General features: G+C 54.0%; 25 protein-coding genes. 9 read left to right on the top strand and 16 right to left on the bottom strand.

Annotation, left to right across the window (positions count from 1 at the left end; translation table 11 throughout):
* Positions 1-3: 3 nt before the first annotated feature.
* Genes PHA01_RS13490 through PHA01_RS13480 form a run of 3 tightly spaced genes read right to left on the bottom strand, consistent with a single transcriptional unit; the run spans position 4 to position 998 of the window.
* Complete coding sequence (locus PHA01_RS13490) at positions 4-213, bottom strand: hypothetical protein (RefSeq protein ID WP_271896311.1); 210 nt, start codon at positions 211-213, stop codon at positions 4-6.
* Position 214: 1 nt separating this feature from the next.
* On the bottom strand, positions 215-457 hold the full coding sequence (locus PHA01_RS13485) for a hypothetical protein (RefSeq protein ID WP_271896309.1): 243 nt from the start codon (positions 455-457) through the stop codon (positions 215-217).
* A gap of 1 nt (position 458) precedes the next feature.
* Positions 459-998 carry a hypothetical protein gene (locus PHA01_RS13480; protein WP_271896307.1) on the bottom strand — a complete coding sequence of 180 codons (540 nt, stop codon included), beginning with the start codon at positions 996-998 and terminating at the stop codon, positions 459-461.
* A gap of 31 nt (positions 999-1,029) precedes the next feature.
* On the opposite strand from PHA01_RS13480, the gene PHA01_RS13475 reads away from it, so the two are divergent.
* Positions 1,030-1,302: a hypothetical protein gene (locus PHA01_RS13475; protein ID WP_271896305.1), complete on the top strand. Its 273-nt coding sequence runs from the start codon at positions 1,030-1,032 to the stop codon at positions 1,300-1,302.
* Here the strand turns inward: PHA01_RS13475 and PHA01_RS13470 are convergent, their stop codons facing one another.
* Both PHA01_RS13470 and PHA01_RS13465 read right to left on the bottom strand, forming a co-directional pair.
* Complete coding sequence (locus tag PHA01_RS13470) at positions 1,303-2,697, bottom strand: phage terminase large subunit (protein ID WP_271896303.1); 1,395 nt, start codon at positions 2,695-2,697, stop codon at positions 1,303-1,305.
* Positions 2,687-3,142 carry a terminase small subunit-like protein gene (locus PHA01_RS13465; protein WP_271896301.1) on the bottom strand — a complete coding sequence of 152 codons (456 nt, stop codon included), beginning with the start codon at positions 3,140-3,142 and terminating at the stop codon, positions 2,687-2,689. Before PHA01_RS13465 ends, PHA01_RS13470 begins: the two co-directional genes overlap by 11 nt.
* A gap of 542 nt (positions 3,143-3,684) precedes the next feature.
* Here PHA01_RS13465 and PHA01_RS13460 point away from each other — a divergent pair.
* The gene (locus tag PHA01_RS13460) at positions 3,685-3,987 is read left to right on the top strand and encodes a hypothetical protein (protein ID WP_271896299.1); all 303 of its coding nucleotides are present in this window, start codon (positions 3,685-3,687) and stop codon (positions 3,985-3,987) included.
* A 38-nt stretch (positions 3,988-4,025) separates the two neighbouring features.
* Here PHA01_RS13460 and PHA01_RS13455 read toward each other — a convergent pair whose 3' ends face one another.
* Both PHA01_RS13455 and PHA01_RS13450 read right to left on the bottom strand, forming a co-directional pair.
* Positions 4,026-4,412, bottom strand: coding sequence for a hypothetical protein (locus PHA01_RS13455; RefSeq protein ID WP_271896298.1), 387 nt, complete (start codon positions 4,410-4,412; stop codon positions 4,026-4,028).
* A 331-nt stretch (positions 4,413-4,743) separates the two neighbouring features.
* Positions 4,744-4,977 carry a hypothetical protein gene (locus PHA01_RS13450; RefSeq protein WP_271896296.1) on the bottom strand — a complete coding sequence of 78 codons (234 nt, stop codon included), beginning with the start codon at positions 4,975-4,977 and terminating at the stop codon, positions 4,744-4,746.
* Here PHA01_RS13450 and PHA01_RS13445 point away from each other — a divergent pair, their 5' ends adjacent.
* Positions 4,978-5,832: a TIR domain-containing protein gene (locus tag PHA01_RS13445; protein ID WP_271896294.1), complete on the top strand. Its 855-nt coding sequence runs from the start codon at positions 4,978-4,980 to the stop codon at positions 5,830-5,832.
* Positions 5,833-6,097: 265 nt separating this feature from the next.
* Here PHA01_RS13445 and PHA01_RS13440 read toward each other — a convergent pair whose 3' ends face one another.
* Positions 6,098-6,652 (bottom strand): hypothetical protein, encoded by a 555-nt coding sequence (locus PHA01_RS13440; protein WP_271896292.1) that lies wholly within the window; start codon positions 6,650-6,652, stop codon positions 6,098-6,100.
* A 111-nt stretch (positions 6,653-6,763) separates the two neighbouring features.
* Here PHA01_RS13440 and PHA01_RS13435 point away from each other — a divergent pair, with 111 nt between their 5' ends.
* A complete protein-coding gene (locus tag PHA01_RS13435; protein ID WP_271896290.1) occupies positions 6,764-7,030 on the top strand; it encodes an Arc family DNA-binding protein in 267 nt (88 codons plus the stop codon).
* Positions 7,031-7,037: 7 nt separating this feature from the next.
* Here PHA01_RS13435 and PHA01_RS13430 read toward each other — a convergent pair whose 3' ends face one another.
* From PHA01_RS13430 to PHA01_RS13405, 6 genes are all read right to left on the bottom strand, one after another.
* Entirely contained in the window at positions 7,038-7,865 is an 828-nt protein-coding gene (locus PHA01_RS13430) for a ribonuclease H family protein (protein ID WP_271896288.1), read from the bottom strand.
* Between the two features lie 219 nt (positions 7,866-8,084).
* A complete protein-coding gene (locus PHA01_RS13425; protein WP_271896286.1) occupies positions 8,085-8,918 on the bottom strand; it encodes a hypothetical protein in 834 nt (277 codons plus the stop codon).
* Positions 8,919-9,476: 558 nt separating this feature from the next.
* The gene (locus PHA01_RS13420) at positions 9,477-9,797 is read right to left on the bottom strand and encodes a winged helix domain-containing protein (RefSeq protein ID WP_271896284.1); all 321 of its coding nucleotides are present in this window, start codon (positions 9,795-9,797) and stop codon (positions 9,477-9,479) included.
* A gap of 98 nt (positions 9,798-9,895) precedes the next feature.
* Positions 9,896-10,105: a helix-turn-helix domain-containing protein gene (locus PHA01_RS13415; protein ID WP_271896282.1), complete on the bottom strand. Its 210-nt coding sequence runs from the start codon at positions 10,103-10,105 to the stop codon at positions 9,896-9,898.
* A gap of 233 nt (positions 10,106-10,338) precedes the next feature.
* Positions 10,339-11,694, bottom strand: a complete 1,356-nt coding sequence (locus PHA01_RS13410; protein ID WP_271896280.1) for a site-specific integrase — start codon at positions 11,692-11,694, stop codon at positions 10,339-10,341.
* 341 nt (positions 11,695-12,035) lie between these two features.
* Positions 12,036-12,215: a hypothetical protein gene (locus tag PHA01_RS13405; RefSeq protein ID WP_271896278.1), complete on the bottom strand. Its 180-nt coding sequence runs from the start codon at positions 12,213-12,215 to the stop codon at positions 12,036-12,038.
* Positions 12,216-12,518: 303 nt separating this feature from the next.
* Between PHA01_RS13405 and sfsA the strand changes: the two genes are divergently transcribed.
* The 4 genes from sfsA to PHA01_RS13385 all read left to right on the top strand — a co-directional run bounded on the left by sfsA (position 12,519) and on the right by PHA01_RS13385 (position 15,690).
* Positions 12,519-13,220 (top strand): DNA/RNA nuclease SfsA, encoded by a 702-nt coding sequence (gene sfsA, locus PHA01_RS13400; protein WP_271896276.1) that lies wholly within the window; start codon positions 12,519-12,521, stop codon positions 13,218-13,220.
* A gap of 17 nt (positions 13,221-13,237) precedes the next feature.
* Positions 13,238-14,068 carry a type I methionyl aminopeptidase gene (gene map / locus PHA01_RS13395; protein ID WP_271896274.1) on the top strand — a complete coding sequence of 277 codons (831 nt, stop codon included), beginning with the start codon at positions 13,238-13,240 and terminating at the stop codon, positions 14,066-14,068.
* A 12-nt stretch (positions 14,069-14,080) separates the two neighbouring features.
* Complete coding sequence (radC, locus tag PHA01_RS13390) at positions 14,081-14,884, top strand: RadC family protein (protein ID WP_334312021.1); 804 nt, start codon at positions 14,081-14,083, stop codon at positions 14,882-14,884.
* An 86-nt stretch (positions 14,885-14,970) separates the two neighbouring features.
* Complete coding sequence (locus PHA01_RS13385) at positions 14,971-15,690, top strand: 3-keto-5-aminohexanoate cleavage protein (RefSeq protein WP_271896272.1); 720 nt, start codon at positions 14,971-14,973, stop codon at positions 15,688-15,690.
* 10 nt (positions 15,691-15,700) lie between these two features.
* On the opposite strand, the gene PHA01_RS13380 is transcribed toward PHA01_RS13385, so the two are convergent.
* On the bottom strand, positions 15,701-16,345 hold the full coding sequence (locus tag PHA01_RS13380; protein WP_271896270.1) for an HD domain-containing protein: 645 nt from the start codon (positions 16,343-16,345) through the stop codon (positions 15,701-15,703).
* Positions 16,346-16,460: 115 nt separating this feature from the next.
* On the bottom strand, positions 16,461-17,885 hold the full coding sequence (gene tig, locus PHA01_RS13375; RefSeq protein ID WP_183663684.1) for a trigger factor: 1,425 nt from the start codon (positions 17,883-17,885) through the stop codon (positions 16,461-16,463).
* Between tig and PHA01_RS13370 the strand changes: the two genes are divergently transcribed.
* Positions 17,884-18,276 (top strand): hypothetical protein, encoded by a 393-nt coding sequence (locus PHA01_RS13370; protein WP_271896267.1) that lies wholly within the window; start codon positions 17,884-17,886, stop codon positions 18,274-18,276. The two genes, tig and PHA01_RS13370, sit on opposite strands and share 2 nt — an antisense overlap.
* The last annotated feature ends 100 nt before the right edge of the window (positions 18,277-18,376 follow it).

Below are 18,376 nucleotides of genomic sequence, written 5' to 3'. Positions count from 1 at the left end.
GTTCTATTGACCCAACAGGGTTTTCTTCTTCGCGGTGCCAGCAACATCGGCATCGGTCAGATTGGTCAGCATCGTGGAAGCACGGCCTGAGGTCGAACCAGCAAGCGCACGCTCACGAGCAGTGTTCGCCGCTTCCAGTGTTGCCTTGTTCGGATCAGGAGGCGGAGGAGCCTTGGCGGCCTCAGGTATCTTGGGAGAAGATGCGAAGCACATATCAGAACACCATCAATGAGAAGGAAGCGACGGCGAAGACCAGCGATGCAATCACGCAGGCTTCGTACATAAAGGCCCTGCCAACGAGCAGAGCATTGGAAGAGGCATAGGCAGCAGCGGCAGACAGGAGCGCCGCACCAGCGCCGTAGGGATTGCCGTTGACGGAGTGAAACAGGATCAGGCCACCAACACCTAAAGCCCCGTACACAAGGCACAGGGCGACAGCGTAACGCTCGTGATTCATGCTATTTCCTTGTCCAGCTAAACATGACGTAGTCAGCCCCATCGCGTCCGTAGGAGCGAAGGATTGCTTCATCCGTGGCACCCAGGGCACGAAGCCATGAATGCGCTTGTGAGTGATCCATGCGGCTTGGCGCTTCCAAGCGGTGCACTTGCCGTGCCAGCAGGTATGGCTTCAGCACCTTCAGCGCATAGCGCGTCAGTGACAGGCCAACCTTGTTGAAGTCGTCAGTACCATAGGCCCAGGCATCCCAGACGTGAGGCCATGGCTTGGGAGATACACCAATCACAGCGGCAGGTTTGCCATCGTAAAAGGCTATTGCGGCCTTGCCATAGGACGCCACACAAAGGGTTTCAGCAGCGATCCACAGTGGATTGTCATGGCTGCGAATGCCGAAGATTTCCCGCTTGTCACTCTCCCGCAATTTCAAGCAGACGTAATCGAGGTCAGAACGGGTAATCGGCTGCAAACGCATTTTAGTATTGTGGCTGTCAATGGTCAGTGGACAACGCTCCGTTCCCTTGCTTTTGGGCAATTCGGTCATACACTCGCCTCATCAACAACGAGGAACGCGCATGGCAACGCCACCAAAAGTCTTGTATAATCCCCACACGCCTGACGTATTTGCCGACAATGCCATCGGTACCCACATTTTGAACGGTACCGTTCGCGTTACATTTGCCGTCACACGTGGCAACCATTCGGATAAGGCTTCTTTGGATCACGTTGTAATTGGCCGGCTCGTTATGCCAACTGAGGCAGCAGCAACAATGGCAAGAGTTATTCTCGACCACATTGATCGTACGAACAGTCAATCCGACGCGCCGGAAAATGTCACCGTCCAGTAATCAAAACGGTTCGTAGTTCATGCCAGCCGTGGCCGGTCTGTTGTGACCTTGGCTAGGCCGATGAAACGGGTCGTAGTCTTCAGCTACAGCCTGTCTTGGTGTCTGGTCTCTCCGGTCCTCGATGAGGCCGGGGAATAGTTCAGTGAAGCCCCACACGAGTGCGTCCATTCGGTCAGGTGAATAACCCTGCCCGTTCCGGTCGAAGTCGGCAGTAAAATTGCACATCTGGTCTTCGAGCGTTTCGAAGTCACCCACATGCAGGATACGGCCACGAGCATAAAGCGCCGCAATAGGTTCAGCCCTCACATACTTGCCACGGGTTGCATGAACCATCTTGACGGTAAGATTGGGAGCCTGAGCCTGAATGACAGCCTCGACCATCTCACCACCTTGATTTACCTCGGCAACGATGCAGTCAGCCTTGTAATATTTGTAGAGCGTGATTGCGGCTTTCGCCCAATCTTCCGGCTTGAATACCCCGGACCCGTCAGCCAGTACGTAGCCCTGCCCCTTCTCGTCTATCGCAACGACAACAATGCCGGTTTCATCAGAACCCGGTATCGACTTGGCTGCAGGATCGATCGCAACCACGATACGGCGGAACACTGGCAGTTCATTGTCATGCCGCAGGAACAGCTTCTGAATTGAAGCACGGTTCCAGAGAGCGTCTTTGCTATCACCCGAGTATTCACCGAGATAGAACCGACGCCTTGCCGCTTCCGGCATTGTCGCCAGCGTATTGATGTAGCCAGGAGGCAGGTTCTCTTCGTTGTCCTCCGGATTGGCTACGCCAAACACATAGTCGAAGCGGTTGACCGGGCGTTTACTCTCAGGCTCGACACCCTGCACGAACAGCTTGTGCGTCCAATGGGCTTGAGTTGTCGGATTAAGATCCACATAGCTCTTGAGAGGCAACGATGAGCCGGTGTCAGGCCCTGTGGTCACCTCGACCTTTTGCGCCAAACGAGAGGCAAGCGTGGTGTGTGCGTCATAGCTTATCTCAGACGCTTCATTCTCGTAGATAGTCGCGTATTCCTTGCCGAGGACCTTATCAACCCGCTCTTTGTCATCCAGACCAGCTAGCCAGATTTCAGATTCATTTGGAAACAGGAACATTCCGTCCTGCTCATAATATTTGTACTTCACCTCGGGATAGGCCAACGCCAATGCCTTGGGCATGGTGTCGGCACCGATCGATTGCTTGACCGCAACGCCATGCTTACGGAAGATACCGTGACGCGATCCTGCAGCCCGCAATGCTCGGGTGTTGATCCCGTGGCAATACAGGAACGTCTTGCCGGAGCGTGAGCCCCCGTAGATCAATGAGTGCTTCGCAGCATTCAGGAGCAGACTGTCCCGCAGGACCTTCTGCTTGTCCGTCAGCTTAAAGGGCACTGTCTTCCTTCGCGATGGTCACAACCATGCCGGAGTGCTCGATATCCAGCTTCTCACCATATTTCTTGGGACGGAGCTTCCCGGCCATCCACTTACGGGCATCGACACGGAGTTGGGAGCGGCGAATTGCTTCCCCGTTTTCCTTCCAGCCGAGTGTTCCGCCCTCACCGTCCTTGCGTTCCATGAAGTCATTGGAACCATCATCGGCAATCGTCAGAATTTCATCGAAGAGCGTGTCAGCCTGGGCATCTCGCGCACGCGCGTATTGCTCCGCGAAGGCTTCCACACGAGACAGCCACTTAAACACCGTGGACATTGCCGGCATGTTCTCATCCAGGCAAATCTCACGGACACTCTGGCCGCACGCTATACGCTCGCAGATGATATCAGCAGTTGGTTGCTTGAACTCCAGCGGGCGCTTGCCGGGTTCCTTGGTTCTAACCATTAGCAACTCGCTTGCTTTCTTAGTGGATAGGCTGTTGATTGCCCTCAAGGCCTTGGAGGAGGCCGACTATGACAAGCACTACATGCCCTATCTCAGACGAACCGGTTGAGGTGATCCCGACCGTTGGCGATTACGCAGAATTTGATTGCCCAAGTTGCGGTCGCTTCCGCATATCTCGAACAGCATTGAAGCTGGTTGCCAAACGCTCACGCAGGAGGCGAGAAACGTTGTTGGACAAGGCAAGGGCCGACGCTCAAGGTGGCGATGGCATACCCTTTATCAGGAACATTTTCTAACCCACGAAGGATGCTCGCATGCTCAAATTTACGTCCGCGCACGGAAAAGCTGTTTATGTAAACCCAAACACGATTGTTGCGGTCGAAAAGTTTTCCGACTCTAAACACACCACAATTCACACACTGGGAAACCAGTCGCCGAGCCACTTCTGCATTATGGTGGAAGAGGAACCAGAGGCTGTCGCCACTCAGTGGGGCGAAGCCATGAGGCAACTCGCTTAGTCACACAAATGCGTAGGGGGACGAATGATTATCGACACAGCTTGTCAGGCTTTGCGGGAAGGCAAGTGCCTCGAGGTTCATTACAAAGGCACGACTCGTATTGTGGAAGTGCATGCCGCCGGTGTTAAAAAGGATCAGCACCAAGCAGTTTTCGGTTGGCAACTTCGAAATATGAGCAAGATTAACGACGAGCCAGATTGGCGGCTGATGAGCGTGAAGGACATGAGCTCAGTCCGCCTTTTGGATCAAATTTCTGATGCACCTCGAAAAGGTTACAAGCACAACGAAGCAGGCTTAGAGCGATTCATCTGCCAAGTTAGAAGCTAGCTAGACTGTTCGACCAGAACTCTTGCTCCGAGCACTGCTTAAGCCTGTCCGTGCTGCTCGTTCGTACGGTTCCTGATTTGCTCTTCTAACGAAGTAGACCGTCTGCCTCGGTTGAAGCGAATCCAACCCGTAACGATGGCAACAGCAAGTGCTGCGACGAAGACATAGTTATGTGCCCGTCCTTCGCTCGCTGCACCCGGAACTACGGTCATCCAGGATGCTATTACGTTCGGCGCGGATCCCACGACCGCCCCAATTGCTGCCCACATGATTTCGTCTACAAAATCCTTTGTCTTTTCGCAAAGCATAGTGAGCTCTTCATCTGAGATACTGTGGCGAATTAGGTATTTTGGCACACCCGTATAAACCTGAATGGCGGAACTAAGACCAGTGTCGATATTTATCTCAGCTGGCTCAGTCATCATCCCCGCTCCCTGCAGAGGAAGATGGTGGAACCAACCCAACCATCACGGCCATAAATGAGCGCGTATACCCACAGTTGTCACAGAATAAGACCACAAATGGGTACGAGGGACCACCCAAAGACGTTGTTCGTGGGGTATATATTGGGCCACGAATAAGATGGTTCGCTACACCCCACTTGTTTGTTGAACAAACCGGGCACTTTGGATCACCGTGACCTTTCGTACTGACCCAATTTAGAAGCTTCTCTTTGTCACTCTGGTCCAAAAGACCCGTTGTTTCGTCCATCACCACCCCCGCAAAATTAATCTTGGCGAGGATTACACGTAATAATTAAAATTCAAAACTGATGGTCTCACATATCGCGGGTGCACGGCGGCCAGCCGGTCCATTATCGATTGCAGCTATCGGCGGTATCTGCTTGGGAATGATGATTGCATTGTGAGGGAGACGGCAGCCGCTTCTCTTGAGCGCTTCCGCTTCCCATTCGTATAGTGCCAACCGGTCTGTGCCCTCCGCTATCATGGCAGACTTGGCACTCTCGATGATAGTAAGCAGTTCGCGCATATGGATGCCTCGTTAACTAATTCGGTGCCAATGCCTTGCCGTCGGCTGATCAGCCGATTAATGGTCAAATCTTATGCGGGGGGAGTTGAAATGAAGGTGTTTGCCAGCTGGTCGGGTAGCGAAAGTCGAGAAGTAGCCGAACTGTTACGAGACTGGGTACCCAGCGTAATTCAGGACGTTGAGGTCTATGTTTCCTCCCAGGACATTGCAAAGGGCGAGCGCTGGCTCAGCAATGTTGGTAACAATCTTGCGGAGATTGATTTTGGCATCGTTGTGGTTACCAAGAAAAACCTCACCGCGCCCTGGATAATGTTTGAAGCTGGCGCATTGTCCAAATCAGTCAAGGGCCGGTTGATTCCGCTGCTCTGTGGCATCGATCAAATTGAGACAGCCAACAGCCCTTTGTCACAATTTCAATACGTCCGGGTGATTGAAACTGAAATGCTCGATATGTTCAGATCGATCAATCCGTTCACTGCTAACCCGCTCGATGCGAAAAGACTTGAAAAAACATTCGCCAAATTTTGGCCGGATTTTCTGGACGCCTACAAACAGATCGATCTGTCTGAACCTAAACCCGCAAAAAAGGAAAGCGAGAACGAGAAACTTTCAAACATCGAGAACGCAGTTTCCGAAATGATGATTGAAATGCGCCGACTTCGATCACTGACTAGTGATTTTGTGCCCTCGACAATTAATCCGGACGAAAAACAAGTTTGGAATTGGTTGATCAACACAAAAATCGACAATGCGGAACGGACAGCGACGCTAAACAAGCTGCGCCTCATGAACTCCCCAGCATATCGAAACGAACTTCTCAAGCGGAAACACGGAAAGCCGCCTGAAGACGAATAGGACATGGGCGGGCCGGTCGTTACTGCGGCATGCCTTTGGCAAAGAGGCCGGAACGAATCACCGGCGATAGAGCGGGCACACCGCTGGCCAAAGGTTTACACTTACGGCATTGAAGCCGCCGCCCATTTTGGACACTGGCGAACATGGCTAGACACCAGCGACCAAACGAAAAACCGGCTGTGTGGATCGACCCAACACAACCGGCTAACGTATTGTTATGACTATCTCAATTCTACTAAAACCCTATCAGAACTTGCACACAATATCAAGCGGCATGACGGGAATGTTCGTGATTTGTTCGGGGAGCAAGGCACCAGTGTTCCGCCAGCTTGTTGAGGCTCACTTGTACTAAGATCCCTGCCTTGTCTGTAGCCCGCCGAGGTAGCCGAAGCTCGGACAACGCATTGCCCTTTACCGCAACCTCCCAGAGGATCTTGAAGGCATCAGGGCCGACAGCCCTATCAAGGAATTTGTGACAGTCCTCTAACTGCTGCTGGGCGTTGATCCGTCGATCACTGGTACCGCCCCCTGAGCGCGCCCCGTCCACGCGGACCTGGCTGTAGTCGATTGCTCGCGCTCCAGCAGCGCCGCACGTTTCGCCCAGGGCCCTGAAGCGTCCAGCGGCCTCATATTGAACGTCGTCTATCTTGCCCTTGTTGTGCATCGAGACGATAGCGCTTTCCAATACATTCAGCCGTGCCGTTGTCTTCCGAGGGTTAGCGGACTTCCCATCATGTGCGCGCGAATAAAGCGGGTTATCAACCTCCACCTCAACGAGGCGGGATTTCAGTGTGCCGATGTCTAGGTCTAGGCTGGCCATGTATGCTTAGTCCTCACTGTTTCTCAACGGTGCAAATCACCATGCACCAAATTAGTGTCACACCAAATTAGTGTCAAGACACTGACACCAGAATGGTGTTATGAACAGGGGATGGCTAAACAGGATGAATGGACGCGGATTACGTTGAGGATACCGCCCGAGCTTCACGAGAAGCTTACGGAGGCGGCTCGTACCAGTTCGATGAACGCTGAAATTATCCGGCGTCTCGAATACACCATTGAGGTGGACCGGCAGAATCAAGAAATTGGGGTGGAATACGAGGAACGAACGCCTGAAGAAGAAGAGGCGATAAAGCGGATCATTCACGCTTCGATTAATAGCATCGCTGGCGTCTTAAAGCCGAACCGCCGCAGGTAGAATTACACTAGAGGACGTATGTTAGTTGCTGTCGAAGGAGACACAACTGGTCTCCGTCGATTGCCTCCCGGGCGTCGATCATTTCTAATCTACCGAGATCCGCCAACTCGTCGGCACGCTCATTGCCTTCTATGCCGGCATGTCCCTTCACCCACTGCAACGTGATCGGAGCCTGCTGTAATGCCGCATCTAGTGCTTGCCATAGGCCTACGTTCGCGATTGCCTGTTTCTCGGGTGCGGCATTCTCACCTTTGCGCTTCCAGCCCATCTTGGCCCATTTGATGCGCCAGTCGTTGCAGCCATTGACTGTGTAGAGGCTGTCGGAACGCATTGCGACCGGTTCGACCTTTCCTTGCTCAATGAACCAGCGCAGCGCCAGCAGAGCAGCCGTGAGCTCCATGACTTGGTTTGTGGTGTTTCTTAACCCACCGTATTCGGAGTGGATTTCCTTGCCATCCCGATAGACGACAAATGACCACCCCCCATCGCCGGGATTTGGGTGGCAGCAGCCATCGCAATAGATCACCAAGCCTTCCATGGGCAAAAACGCAGTGATGTGCTTCTGCTCGGCCTTTTTCTTCTTCGCCTTGCCGAGGGACTTTCCACGTGTCGGGACCTCTCGGGTGGTCGTGGTGCCAGCACAGATAATGCCCTGTAGCTTCTGCATCAGCGGAAAACACGATTCTCCCTTAGGTGGAAATTTGAGCCGCTGGTTTGCGAGGTTCTGCACAAAGAAGGCCGCCTGACGCTCGGTCTTGATTGACCCGATATCGACAGATTGAGCGCGAAGCCAATCGCGCAACGGGAAGAGCCCACCTGGCCATTCGTAACTCATGCTCTACCTTTCTTTGGGAGATTGTCAGCGAGGGCAGAAAATTTTTGCAAAATTTTCTCTTCCTGCACCGAATTTGGTCCAAAACAGTCTCAATAGACCCGAAGACCGTCCAAACTACACACAGTAACCAGATAGGAAGAGAGCGGAGATACCACACCTTCTCCATATGTAAGACGTTTTGAGGTTATGTCTTTGATTATACTCGACATAATTCTCACATCAATTACTGGTCACTTGGAGCGATTCGAACCCCGCTTCATAAGCAATCCGCAACATAGTTTCTTCGAGCCTTTGAGCCTGTGACGCTTGAACAAGAAAGCTGTCATGGACTGGAAGCACTGTTACCCCGGCCATCATCATGACATGCATGACTGACTCAGCTAGGTCACTGTCGAGCCGCATCAACTCAGCACCCTTATCTGTGTGAAATGCGCTTGCGATACGGTGATGACGACTCTTGATGGCTCCCATCAATTCGGTTGCGGCCTTCTTGGCGTCGTCAGTCCCGGGAGCGCAGACCACTTCCATTTCTTTGGCGTGCGCAATTGCATCTCGCGCCTTGCCTCTGGTCTTCGCGTTTAAAAGGATCAACAAAGCCCTTTTCACCAATCTGCGAGGCCAACCATCTATGGAATAGCAGTCATCAGGCAGAGGAGCCCCGGCTTGTGCATACAGGATCGCTGGGTGCAATGTCTTGTAGTCAATCTCGATGACTGGTTCGCCACCAATGGTGATCTGTTTTCTCGCTTCCTGGTTCATTGACTGCCAGCTTCCTCCAAGGGCATAGAAACGACCTCCCCTGTTAAACGTTCGGTTGAAAATACGGACCATCGCCCCCGGCAGAACTCCGGTGAATAGGGTGGCCCTGATTGCTTCATTCATTTCCCTGAGTCGTTGGCGCATCCGTTTGGTCTCAGGCGAGTCCTGATAGCCCGCTGGAATGCCGTTGGCATCGCGCAGCTCGATCGTTTCGCGCGGAATCGCTAACTCCAATGGCGGGCCGTTTTGGATAATGCTGTTTGCCCGAGCGACAAGTTCCGGTGTCGGAGTCATTGAGCTCTGCCAATGCCGGTGACCAGGACGAACTTTATCGTGAAAAATGAGATGACTGTTTGCTATGTAGTCAACGGACTGGGTCACGTTTGCGTAGGTAAAGAGCCTGCAGCGGTATCTTGGGAGATTGGTGTAAAAGTTTCGGTTGCGCGAGTACGAGACCGGCCCATCAGCTGTTGCCAGCGACATTATAATGGAGGCTGTGGTTTCGCTACCGCCGAACTCCCGCCGGAGCTCTGCTAGATGCTCCTCATGCCTCCATCGGAGAACAAGCGGTACCTGCCGATCCCGTTCTAGCCGACTACCGTTTGCTTCCATAAAGTAATGTCCCCTCGAGGATGGCTTGCTGTGGGTACATGGGTGAAGTCTTGGCCCTATTCGCCCCTATGGCGTGATGATGAGATGGGACAAAAGCACACGAAAATCATGTTCTTACAAGGCTAACAGAGTGATCATCCCCTGTTCATTCGCACCAATTCTGTTCCGTTTTCGTTCGCTGAGCAGTTACACCGATGTTCAGAGATCTAAAGGGCAAGTTTTGGCTTGCCCTTCGATCTTTCAAGCTGCGTCTTCGAGAATGCGAACTAAAGAGCGGAGGCGATAGCGAGCATGCGACCCAGGAAATTGACCGTCATGTTTTTCGTCTATCGTCTCGATAGCAAAACCGAGTCGTCGGCACCAAAACACGTAGTGGGCTATGCGAGGCGCAGGGCGCTCGATGGAGGTAAGGCCTTTGTCGCCAACCTCGATGAGGTTGCGCATCATCCAGGCATACCGGCCCTTGAGGGTGATAGGCTGGCCATCCGGATCGATCACGACACGGATGGAATAGCCGCCACGCTTTGGCTTTCCAGAATCACGATTGGGTGTTAGTGTCATTGTGCTGTTCTTTCTTTTGGGGAGAGTTCGGTTTCAGCTCTGTTGACAGCCTCACGTCGCCAAACTTGACGGCTGTCAGCAGAGTTTTCGTTTGTCGGTCAGGCTGCATGCGAGCCCCCTACCGGAAGAGCGGCAAGCCACTTCTCCGCGTCAGTCCGCAAGATCAATGTGCGGCGTCCAAGTTTCCGGTGCACAATCTTTCCTGCTGACATTTCTTTGTAGAGTGTCGCGCGGCAGATGCCTGCCCATGCGCAGAAGTCGTTGACTGTAAAAGCGGCTGGACCGCTGTTCGGTGAAGTCGTGTTCATTTGGTTCCTTCTGGCGATTAGCCATAAAAAAAGCGCCAGTGGTCCTGTTGAGGATCGCTGACGCCTGTCGTTCCAATTTACCCGGCTCAGAATGTAACGGGTGAGTCCCGAGACAATCTCTGCATTTTAGGAAAATGACCGAATTTTTTGTACAAGTCAATGGCACATACCCATAGACATAGCGTTGTACACTAACAATACTACCACATATTGTGAATACAGGACGTATTTCGTTACTTCCCGGCAATGCGAACAACGTTGTCACGATCCGGCATTAGATCAATCACAGCTCCAGCGGCCAGCGTGTCCAAAGCATCGACAATAGCAGCCGAGTAATGCCTTTCGATCATCTCAGAGCTGGTATCATGCAAGGCCGCTACGAGCCGCACAGGAAGCCCCGCGCGAAGCTGCCGAACGATGGAAGAGTGACGGAAGCTGTAAGGCACCACGTCGATAGGCAGCCCCGCAGCGGTCGCTATCAAGCGCCATGGCCGTGACAGCTCAGTTGCGTTGAGCCAAGGACCGCGCTCATCCTTGACCCAACGAGCCAACTTCCTGTCTTCACCGCTCACTTGCTTGTGTCGCCAGCGCATCAGAAGTGGCTCAGGTCCGCGCCGACCGGCGACGGCAGGCACCAGAGCGTCGATCACATCAGATCCCACTCGGATAGCTGTGTGCGTGCTTGTCTTTACGCCCCTGCCCTTGCGGCTTGTCGGCACCATCAGCCGAGACTTGCCCGGCTGGAGGTCGGCAACCGTCATGCGGGCAACCTGAGAGAAGCGGGCCCCGGTCGAAGCAAGCGCCAGGATCATGCGCGCCAGGTCGCCTTCCCATCCGCCCTCTTCATCAACACGCATCGACTGGATTATCAGCTTGCGGATTTCACTATCGGTAAGGGCCTGTTTTTCACGAGCGATAGGAGCAGTCGCTTCCTCCGTAGAGAGCCCGTTCTTGATGACGATAGGAAGTTGCGCAGGAAGTCGAGTACGGTATGCAGCAGCAGCACCGTTGAGAGCAGCTTTCAGGTCATTGATTATACGGCGCACGGTTGAAACGGAAATGTCAGCCGGACGGCGACGACGCCATGCCGATAGATCATCCTCCAGCAAAACATGCAGAGGGGTCTCTGCAATCGGGTCTTTCAGGACGTGTTTTGTCAGCCGCCGCTTTGCGTCATGTTGACGCCCACCCTTTGCCTCTTTGGCTTCTCGGAGCAGAAGGTAGTTATCCACCGCTGATTTCACGGTAAGCACTGGACCGCGTGCGCTGGCAAGCTCAGAGGCGCGAATCGTTTCTACCTTTTTGATTGCTGCAAGCTTGGCTTGATCGAAGCTGAGACAGTCAACGCCATCGGCTTCCAGCACATCATCCGCCGCCGCCAGCGTTTCACGTCGATATCCCAATTCGGCAACGGTCTTTCCCTTCCGGTAAATTTCACCGTACCAGCGGACTAGCCAGCGCCCTGCACGTTTGCCGCGCCGGTAGCCGAGGTGCACGTCAGCATCCAGAGCACGCCAATGCTCGCCCTCTGACAGCTTCAACCTTGAGTTTCGCGTGGAAACTATTGCCTCGACTAGATTTTTTGCCATTGCGCGCTTGATCCTGCGATTTGGAAAACCGTGTAATATTCGTGTAATAAGCACGCACGGCCACAGCAAAACAATAGCAGACAACGCCCTCAGAAACCAGAACCGAAAGCGAACACAGGATAAACAAATGTGGAAACTGGTGGATATTCGGGCGCGCGTCTAGGTCGGACAGCGCGCCCTTTCACGGCGCAAACAGGGGTTCGATTCCCCTTGGGCGTACCAGGTTTTCTCTCGAAAATTCAATTGCTTGCCTGCAAGAGCTCTCATCTCGGGATGTTTGCCTGCAACAGAAAACGGCCAACTCCGGGTGAGCTGGCCGTCTGGTGTTGTCTTGCTGCAGCCTAGTTGGCAGGCGCTGGTTTTGCAGGATCCGGGGCGGGTGTGGCTGGTGCCGGAGCAGGTGCTGCCGGTTCAGATGTCGTCGCGGGCGGCGTGGCATTACCTTCAGATGGCTTGTTGTCGCAGGCTGCCAAACCAAGTGCAGCGAGAGCAACAAACGGTAGGAAAAACTTGAGTTTCATCACGTCTCCTCCTGATGAGTTTCGTCCCTTTGCGTAGCATGTGACACTCTTGCTGATTAGAACAGCCCGGTTCTTTCAAGCTTTGTCACCGCCTGTTAGACAAAGTTATGAGACCCGAATCGGCAGCTGACCTATTATCTCAGCACTGCCACATTGATTTGCGGCAGCAGGGTCCAGTTAGACCTCCAAGCTGGCCCGATTCTCCCACCCCAGAGCAAACTCAACCTGCCTTTCAGAGGCAGGTTTTTTTATACGCCGTGCCGGGGCGTTGTCGCGGTCCATCATGTCGGCTACATCCTCCGCATGATATTCGCTTCCCCTCTCGTCACCGGCAGGCTGGTTCAACGCTACAAGCGTTTTCTCGCTGACATTATTCTTGACGACGGCAACCCGATCACGAGTTCAGTTCCCAATACCGGCTCCATGCTTGGCCTGACGGACCCGGGCATCAGGGTGTGGCTGTCGATTTCAGATGGCTTGAAACGCAAATATCCGCACACTTTGCAGCTGGTTGAAGCGCAAGGCATCATGGTTGGCATCAATACGGGCCTGCCAAACCGCATTGCCGAAGAAGCGATCCTGTCGGGTCTCCTGCCCTCATTGAGTGGCTATGCGGAGTTAAAACGCGAGCAAAGATACGGCTCGAATTCGCGCATCGATATACTCTTGCGTGACCCAAATCGTCCCGACGCCTATGTCGAGGTCAAGAACGTACATTTTTCAAGGTCTGCCGGACTTGCAGAATTTCCCGATTCTCCAACCGCACGAGGCGCAAAACATCTGGATGAGCTTGGCAACATGGTTGAAAACGGTCATCGTGGTATCATGCTCTATGTCATCCAGCGCGGAGACTGCGAACGTTTGAAAATCTGCGGCGATCTCGATCCTGTTTATGCAGCGGCTTTCGAACGGGCGATGCGGCGTGGGGTTGAAGCTTACGCAGTAAAATGCCACATCACACCCAGGGGTATCGCTGCTATCAGCACGATGCCAATTATAGATTGACGCCAACCGGAAAGAATATGGTCACCTATCTCGACGCACAGAGCGCACCCTTGAAAAATACCGGGCAAATCAGGCTGCACGGCCCGGAAGGGTTTGAGGCCATGCGCAAGGCTTGCCTGCTAACCGCACGCTGCCTAGATGAACTCGCGTCCATCGTTGCGCCGGGCGTCACGACCAACACCATCGATCGTTTTGTCTTCGAGTTCGGTGCGGATCATGGTGCTCTGCCTGCCACGCTCAATTATCGCGGTTATACGAAGTCCAGCTGTACCTCGATCAATCACGTGGTCTGCCACGGTATCCCCGACGACAAGCCGCTGCGGGAAGGCGATATCGTCAATATCGACGTGACCTATATCCTCGATGGCTGGCATGGCGATTCCAGCCGCATGTACCCGGTTGGCGAAATCAAGCGCGCGGCCGAGCGTCTGATGGAAGTCACGCATGAGAGCCTGATGCGCGGCATTGCGGCCGTGCGTCCTGGCGCACGCACCGGCGCTATCGGCGCAGCCATCCAGACCTATGCGGAAGCAGAACGTTGCTCGGTTGTGCGGGATTTCTGCGGCCATGGTGTCGGCCGGCTTTTCCACGACGCGCCGAACATTCTGCATTACGGCACGTCGAATGAAGGCGTCGAACTGCGCGAGGGCATGATCTTCACCATCGAGCCAATGATCAATCTCGGCCGTCCGCATGTGAAAGTGCTCGCCGATGGCTGGACAGCCGTTACGCGCGATCGTTCGCTTACCGCGCAATATGAGCATACGGTCGGTGTCACCAAGGACGGCTGCGAGGTTTTCACCCTGTCTCCTGCCGGCCTGTTCGCGCCGGGCCTGAAACTCGAATAGGATGGTAGCTCAATGAGCGAAGAAAAGCCGGAACAGACTTTCTTCCTCAACGAGCCCTCCGCAAAACTCTCCCCCAAACAACCACCCGTTGCAGCCGATAGTGCTGTCCGCAACGCGGAGCAGAAGAGCGATCCTGAAGAGGAGCTTCCGCACTACCATGGGCACCGCGAGCGGGTAAGACAGCGGTTTCAAAAAGTCGGGCATGCGGGATTTGCCGACTACGAGATGCTGGAAATATTGCTGTACCGCTCGATCAGGCAAGGCGATACGAAGCCCTTGGCCAAGGCCCTCCTGGCTCGCTTCGGATCACTGGCAGAGGTCCTTGGCGCTCCGGAACATCTTTTGCGCGAAGTGAAAGGATGCGGTCCGGCGGTAGCCTTCGACCTCAAGCTCGTTGCCGCGCTGACCCACCGCGTGATCCGCAGTGACATTCGCGAAAAGACGGTGCTAAGCTCATGGAGTAAGGTCATGGATTATTGCGTCGCTGCGATGGCATATGAGTCCCGCGAACAATTTCGCATCCTGTTTTTGGACAAGAAAAATGCTTTGATCGCCGATGAAGTGCAACAGGTCGGGACGGTCGACCATACACCAGTCTATCCGCGCGAGGTCATTGCGCGAGCGCTGCAACTCGCTGCTAGTGGCATCATCCTCGCGCACAACCACCCTTCCGGTGACCCTACCCCCTCAAAAGCCGATATCGAAATGACGAGGACGATCGCCAATATCGGAGCACAAATGGGTATTATCGTGCATGATCACATCATCATCGGCAAGAACGGCCATGCCAGCCTGAAGGGCCTTAAACTTTTCTGACGCAACCGCAAACGCGATCAAAAATGTGCGGTCGATACGAATTCCGCTATGATAAATCCCGTCGAGATCTCATCGGAGTGCAAATCATGCTGCAAGCCTGTTTGAACGGCGGACGAACCCGCGACTTTCATGCTGCTGTCCCTTTTACCGCGGCAGAACTCGCCCATGATGCGGCGCAAAGCGTTGCTGCTGGCGCACGGGAACTTCATGTACACCCACGCGGTGCGGATGGTGCCGAGAGCCTCGAGCCCGATGATGTCGCAGAGGCAATTCTGGCAATCCGCACCAGCGTCCCCGGTGTTCCCGTCGGACTATCCACCCACTGGCGCATTCCGCCCGGGGGCAAGGCTCGGCAAAAGCCGATCGAGCGATGGTCTGTGCTGCCGGATTACGTTTCCATCAACCTCATTGAAGAGGACGCAGCGGAATTGATCTCGCTTGTCCTGGGTAAAGGCATGGGCATCGAAGCAGGCCTGTGGTCCGTGAGCGATGCGGAACGCTTTATTGCTTTATCCACCGCCCCTAGATGCCTGCGCGTGTTGATCGAAATCAATGAACAGGACGCCGAAGAAGGTCTCTCCGCCGCAACCGGCATCATATCCGTCCTCGAGAAAGCCGATTTTACGCTTCCAATTCTGTTGCATGGCGATGAAGCCAGTGTATGGCCGATGTTCAGAGAGGCGATGGCACGCGGCTATGACAGCCGCATTGGCCTTGAGGACGGCAGGCTGTTGCCTTCTGGCAAGATGGCCACCGACAATGCCGATATCGTCCATGCCGCCATGATGATGCTAAATCCAGCCTGATCGAGATGGCCTAAATTTCTTCGAGAAATTCATCAAAGAAGCGGCGAAGCCGTTGCTGCCGCGCCTGCGCAATTTTTGCACCCGTTTCGGTATTGAAGCCTGCCACCAATTTAAAAAGTTTGGTGTGGAAATGGTCCAGGGCGAAACGCCTGTCGTCAAAGCCACGATCAAACGCTTGCGGATCATCCGGATCGTAAAGACCGCTACTCATCCTGCCGGCAATGTAGAAACATCGCGCCACGCCAACCATGCCAATTGCATCGAGTCTGTCGGCGTCCTGCACGATTTTCGCTTCCAGCGTCGTCGGCTTGATACCGGCAGAGAAACTGTGCGCCTCAATAGCATGTGCTGTGGCCGCTACCTGCGACAAAGACCAACCAAGATCAACAAGCACTCTGGACGCTTTTTCCGCAGCAAATCTTGAGGCCTGAGCGCGCAAGGGTGAGTTCTTCTCAACCGAAATGCAGTCGTGCAGGAGCGTCGCCGCCACCAATATTTCCTGATTGCCTCCTTCCGCAGCCTGAATTGCCTGCGCGTTTTTCCACACGCGCAAAAGATGTGAAAAATCATGCGAACCATCGCTTGAGCCATCAAGCGTGTGGGGCAAAAGGCCCTCGGCAAGAGTTTGATACGGCGCAAACGCGGCAATGGTCATATGGTGCGATCCGGGAATCAAATGAAGAGGTTCCCGTATCATGCATGAACGCTGCGCTATCCGGACATAAAAAAGGCCGCTTGAAGCGGCCTTTTTTGGATGCTGTGGAGAGGGCTTATGCCTCGTCGTCTGTCTTCTTCTTCGCGGCCTTTTTCGGCGCCGCCTTCTTGGCAGGCTTCTTGGCTTCATCCGACTTGGCGTCAGCCTCGTCATCGGCCATCAGCGCTTCCTTGGTCACCTTCTTGTCGGTGACGTTGATGTTCGACAAAAGGTGATCGACTACCTTTTCCTCGAAGATCGGAGCGCGCAGATTGTTGACTGCTTCCGGCGTCTTGCGGAAGAATTCATAGATCTGCTGTTCCTGACCGGGATACTGGCGAACCTGATCGTAAACAGCGCGCTGCAGCTCGTCTTCGGTCACTTCGATACCAGCCTTGTTGCCGATTTCTGAAAGAACGAGACCGAGACGCACGCGGCGTTCAGCCAGCTTGCGATACTCGTCGCGAGCCTCTTCTTCCGTGGTGTCTTCGTCTTCGAAGGTCTTGCCAGCTTCCTGCAGGTCGTGACCGATCTGTGCCCAGATGTTGTTGAACTCGGCATTGACCAGACGTTCCGGCGACTCGAACTGATATTCGCTGTCGAGCGCGTCAAGTATCTGGCGCTTCACCTTTTGACGGGTGAACTTGCCGTACTGGCTTTCGATCTGCTCGCGGATGACCTGACGCAGGCGGTCGGCGCTTTCGATGCCGAGCTTCTTGGCAGTCTCGTCGTTGATTTCGAGTTCGCCCGGCTTGGCAACTTCCTTGACAGTTACGTCGAAGGTCGCATCCTTGCCTGCAAGATGCGCGGCCTGATATTCGGCCGGGAACGTGACCTTGATCTGCTTTTCATCGCCGGCCTTGGTTCCGATCAACTGATCTTCGAAGCCCGGGATGAACTGGCCGGAACCGAGGACCAGCGTCGCATCGCTGTCCGCGCCACCATCGAAAGGAACGTCGTCGACCTTGCCGAGGTAGTCCATCGTGATGCGGTCGCCGCTTTCAGCTTTGCCCTTCTTCGTCTCGAACGTCTGGGCAGAGCTCGCAACACGCTTGACCTGCTCTTCGACTTCCTCGTCGGAGACGTCAACAACTTCGCGCGTGACGTTGATCTTGGAGGTGTCCTTGATCTCGATGGCAGGCAGAACTTCATAATTCAACGAGAATTCGAAATCGGCCTGACCGCTCAATACCTTGTCCGCTTCCTTCTCGTCTTCGGTCATGACGACCTCAGGCTGGGTAGCCGACTTTTCATTGCGCTCGGCAAGGATCGTGCGTGAAGAATCGCTCAAAATCTCGTTGACGACTTCAGCCATGAATGACTTGCCGTACATCTTGCGCAGGTGCGCCATAGGCACTTTGCCTGGACGGAAACCATTGATGCGCGCTTTTGCGCTGGCGCCTTGTAGGCGTTCGGAAAGCTTTGCTTCCAGATCCTTGGCCGGAACAACGACCTTGATCTCGCGCTTCAGCCCTTCATTGAGCGTTTCAGTAACCTGCATGTCCAAACCTTCACTTTTTAACATTCGTCCCGCCGTCACCGGCTCTTTCGCCAAATTGCGGGAGAAAAACTCATGCCGTCGTGGCTTCTGGTTCGGATGGAGTGAGCCAAGCTCCGCCATCCGCGTTGATTTTATTGGTTTATTTCTAACTCAACTTCGTTTTATAGCATCGATTGTACCACACAATCCGGCACAAAGTTACGGAAGAAACAGTACCCTTACCGACTGGTCGCTCCCTTTACTTGCCTTACGTATAAAAATCAATGGTAGAGCCTTTGCGGGGGATGAAATTGCTTGTCACCAGCCCATTGCCACCCGCGATTGCAGGGTGACAACGAAATCGAACTGTGCAAATCTGCCCTTACGGGGTTTTGCGACAGATCAATTATGACTACGCCTTGGCCGAAAGTCGTCGTATTTAAATCAGGTCGAAGCCCTTTGAATTGACTTGCAATAATTAGATTGATCGTCCGTGGAAACCTGTCTTCGAG

The sequence above is a fragment of the Candidatus Phyllobacterium onerii genome, from assembly GCF_028331445.1.
Classification (GTDB): domain Bacteria; phylum Pseudomonadota; class Alphaproteobacteria; order Rhizobiales; family Rhizobiaceae; genus Phyllobacterium; species Phyllobacterium onerii.
The sequence above is the reverse complement of the archived record's forward strand: the minus strand, read 5'-3'. Positions and strand labels throughout refer to the sequence as shown.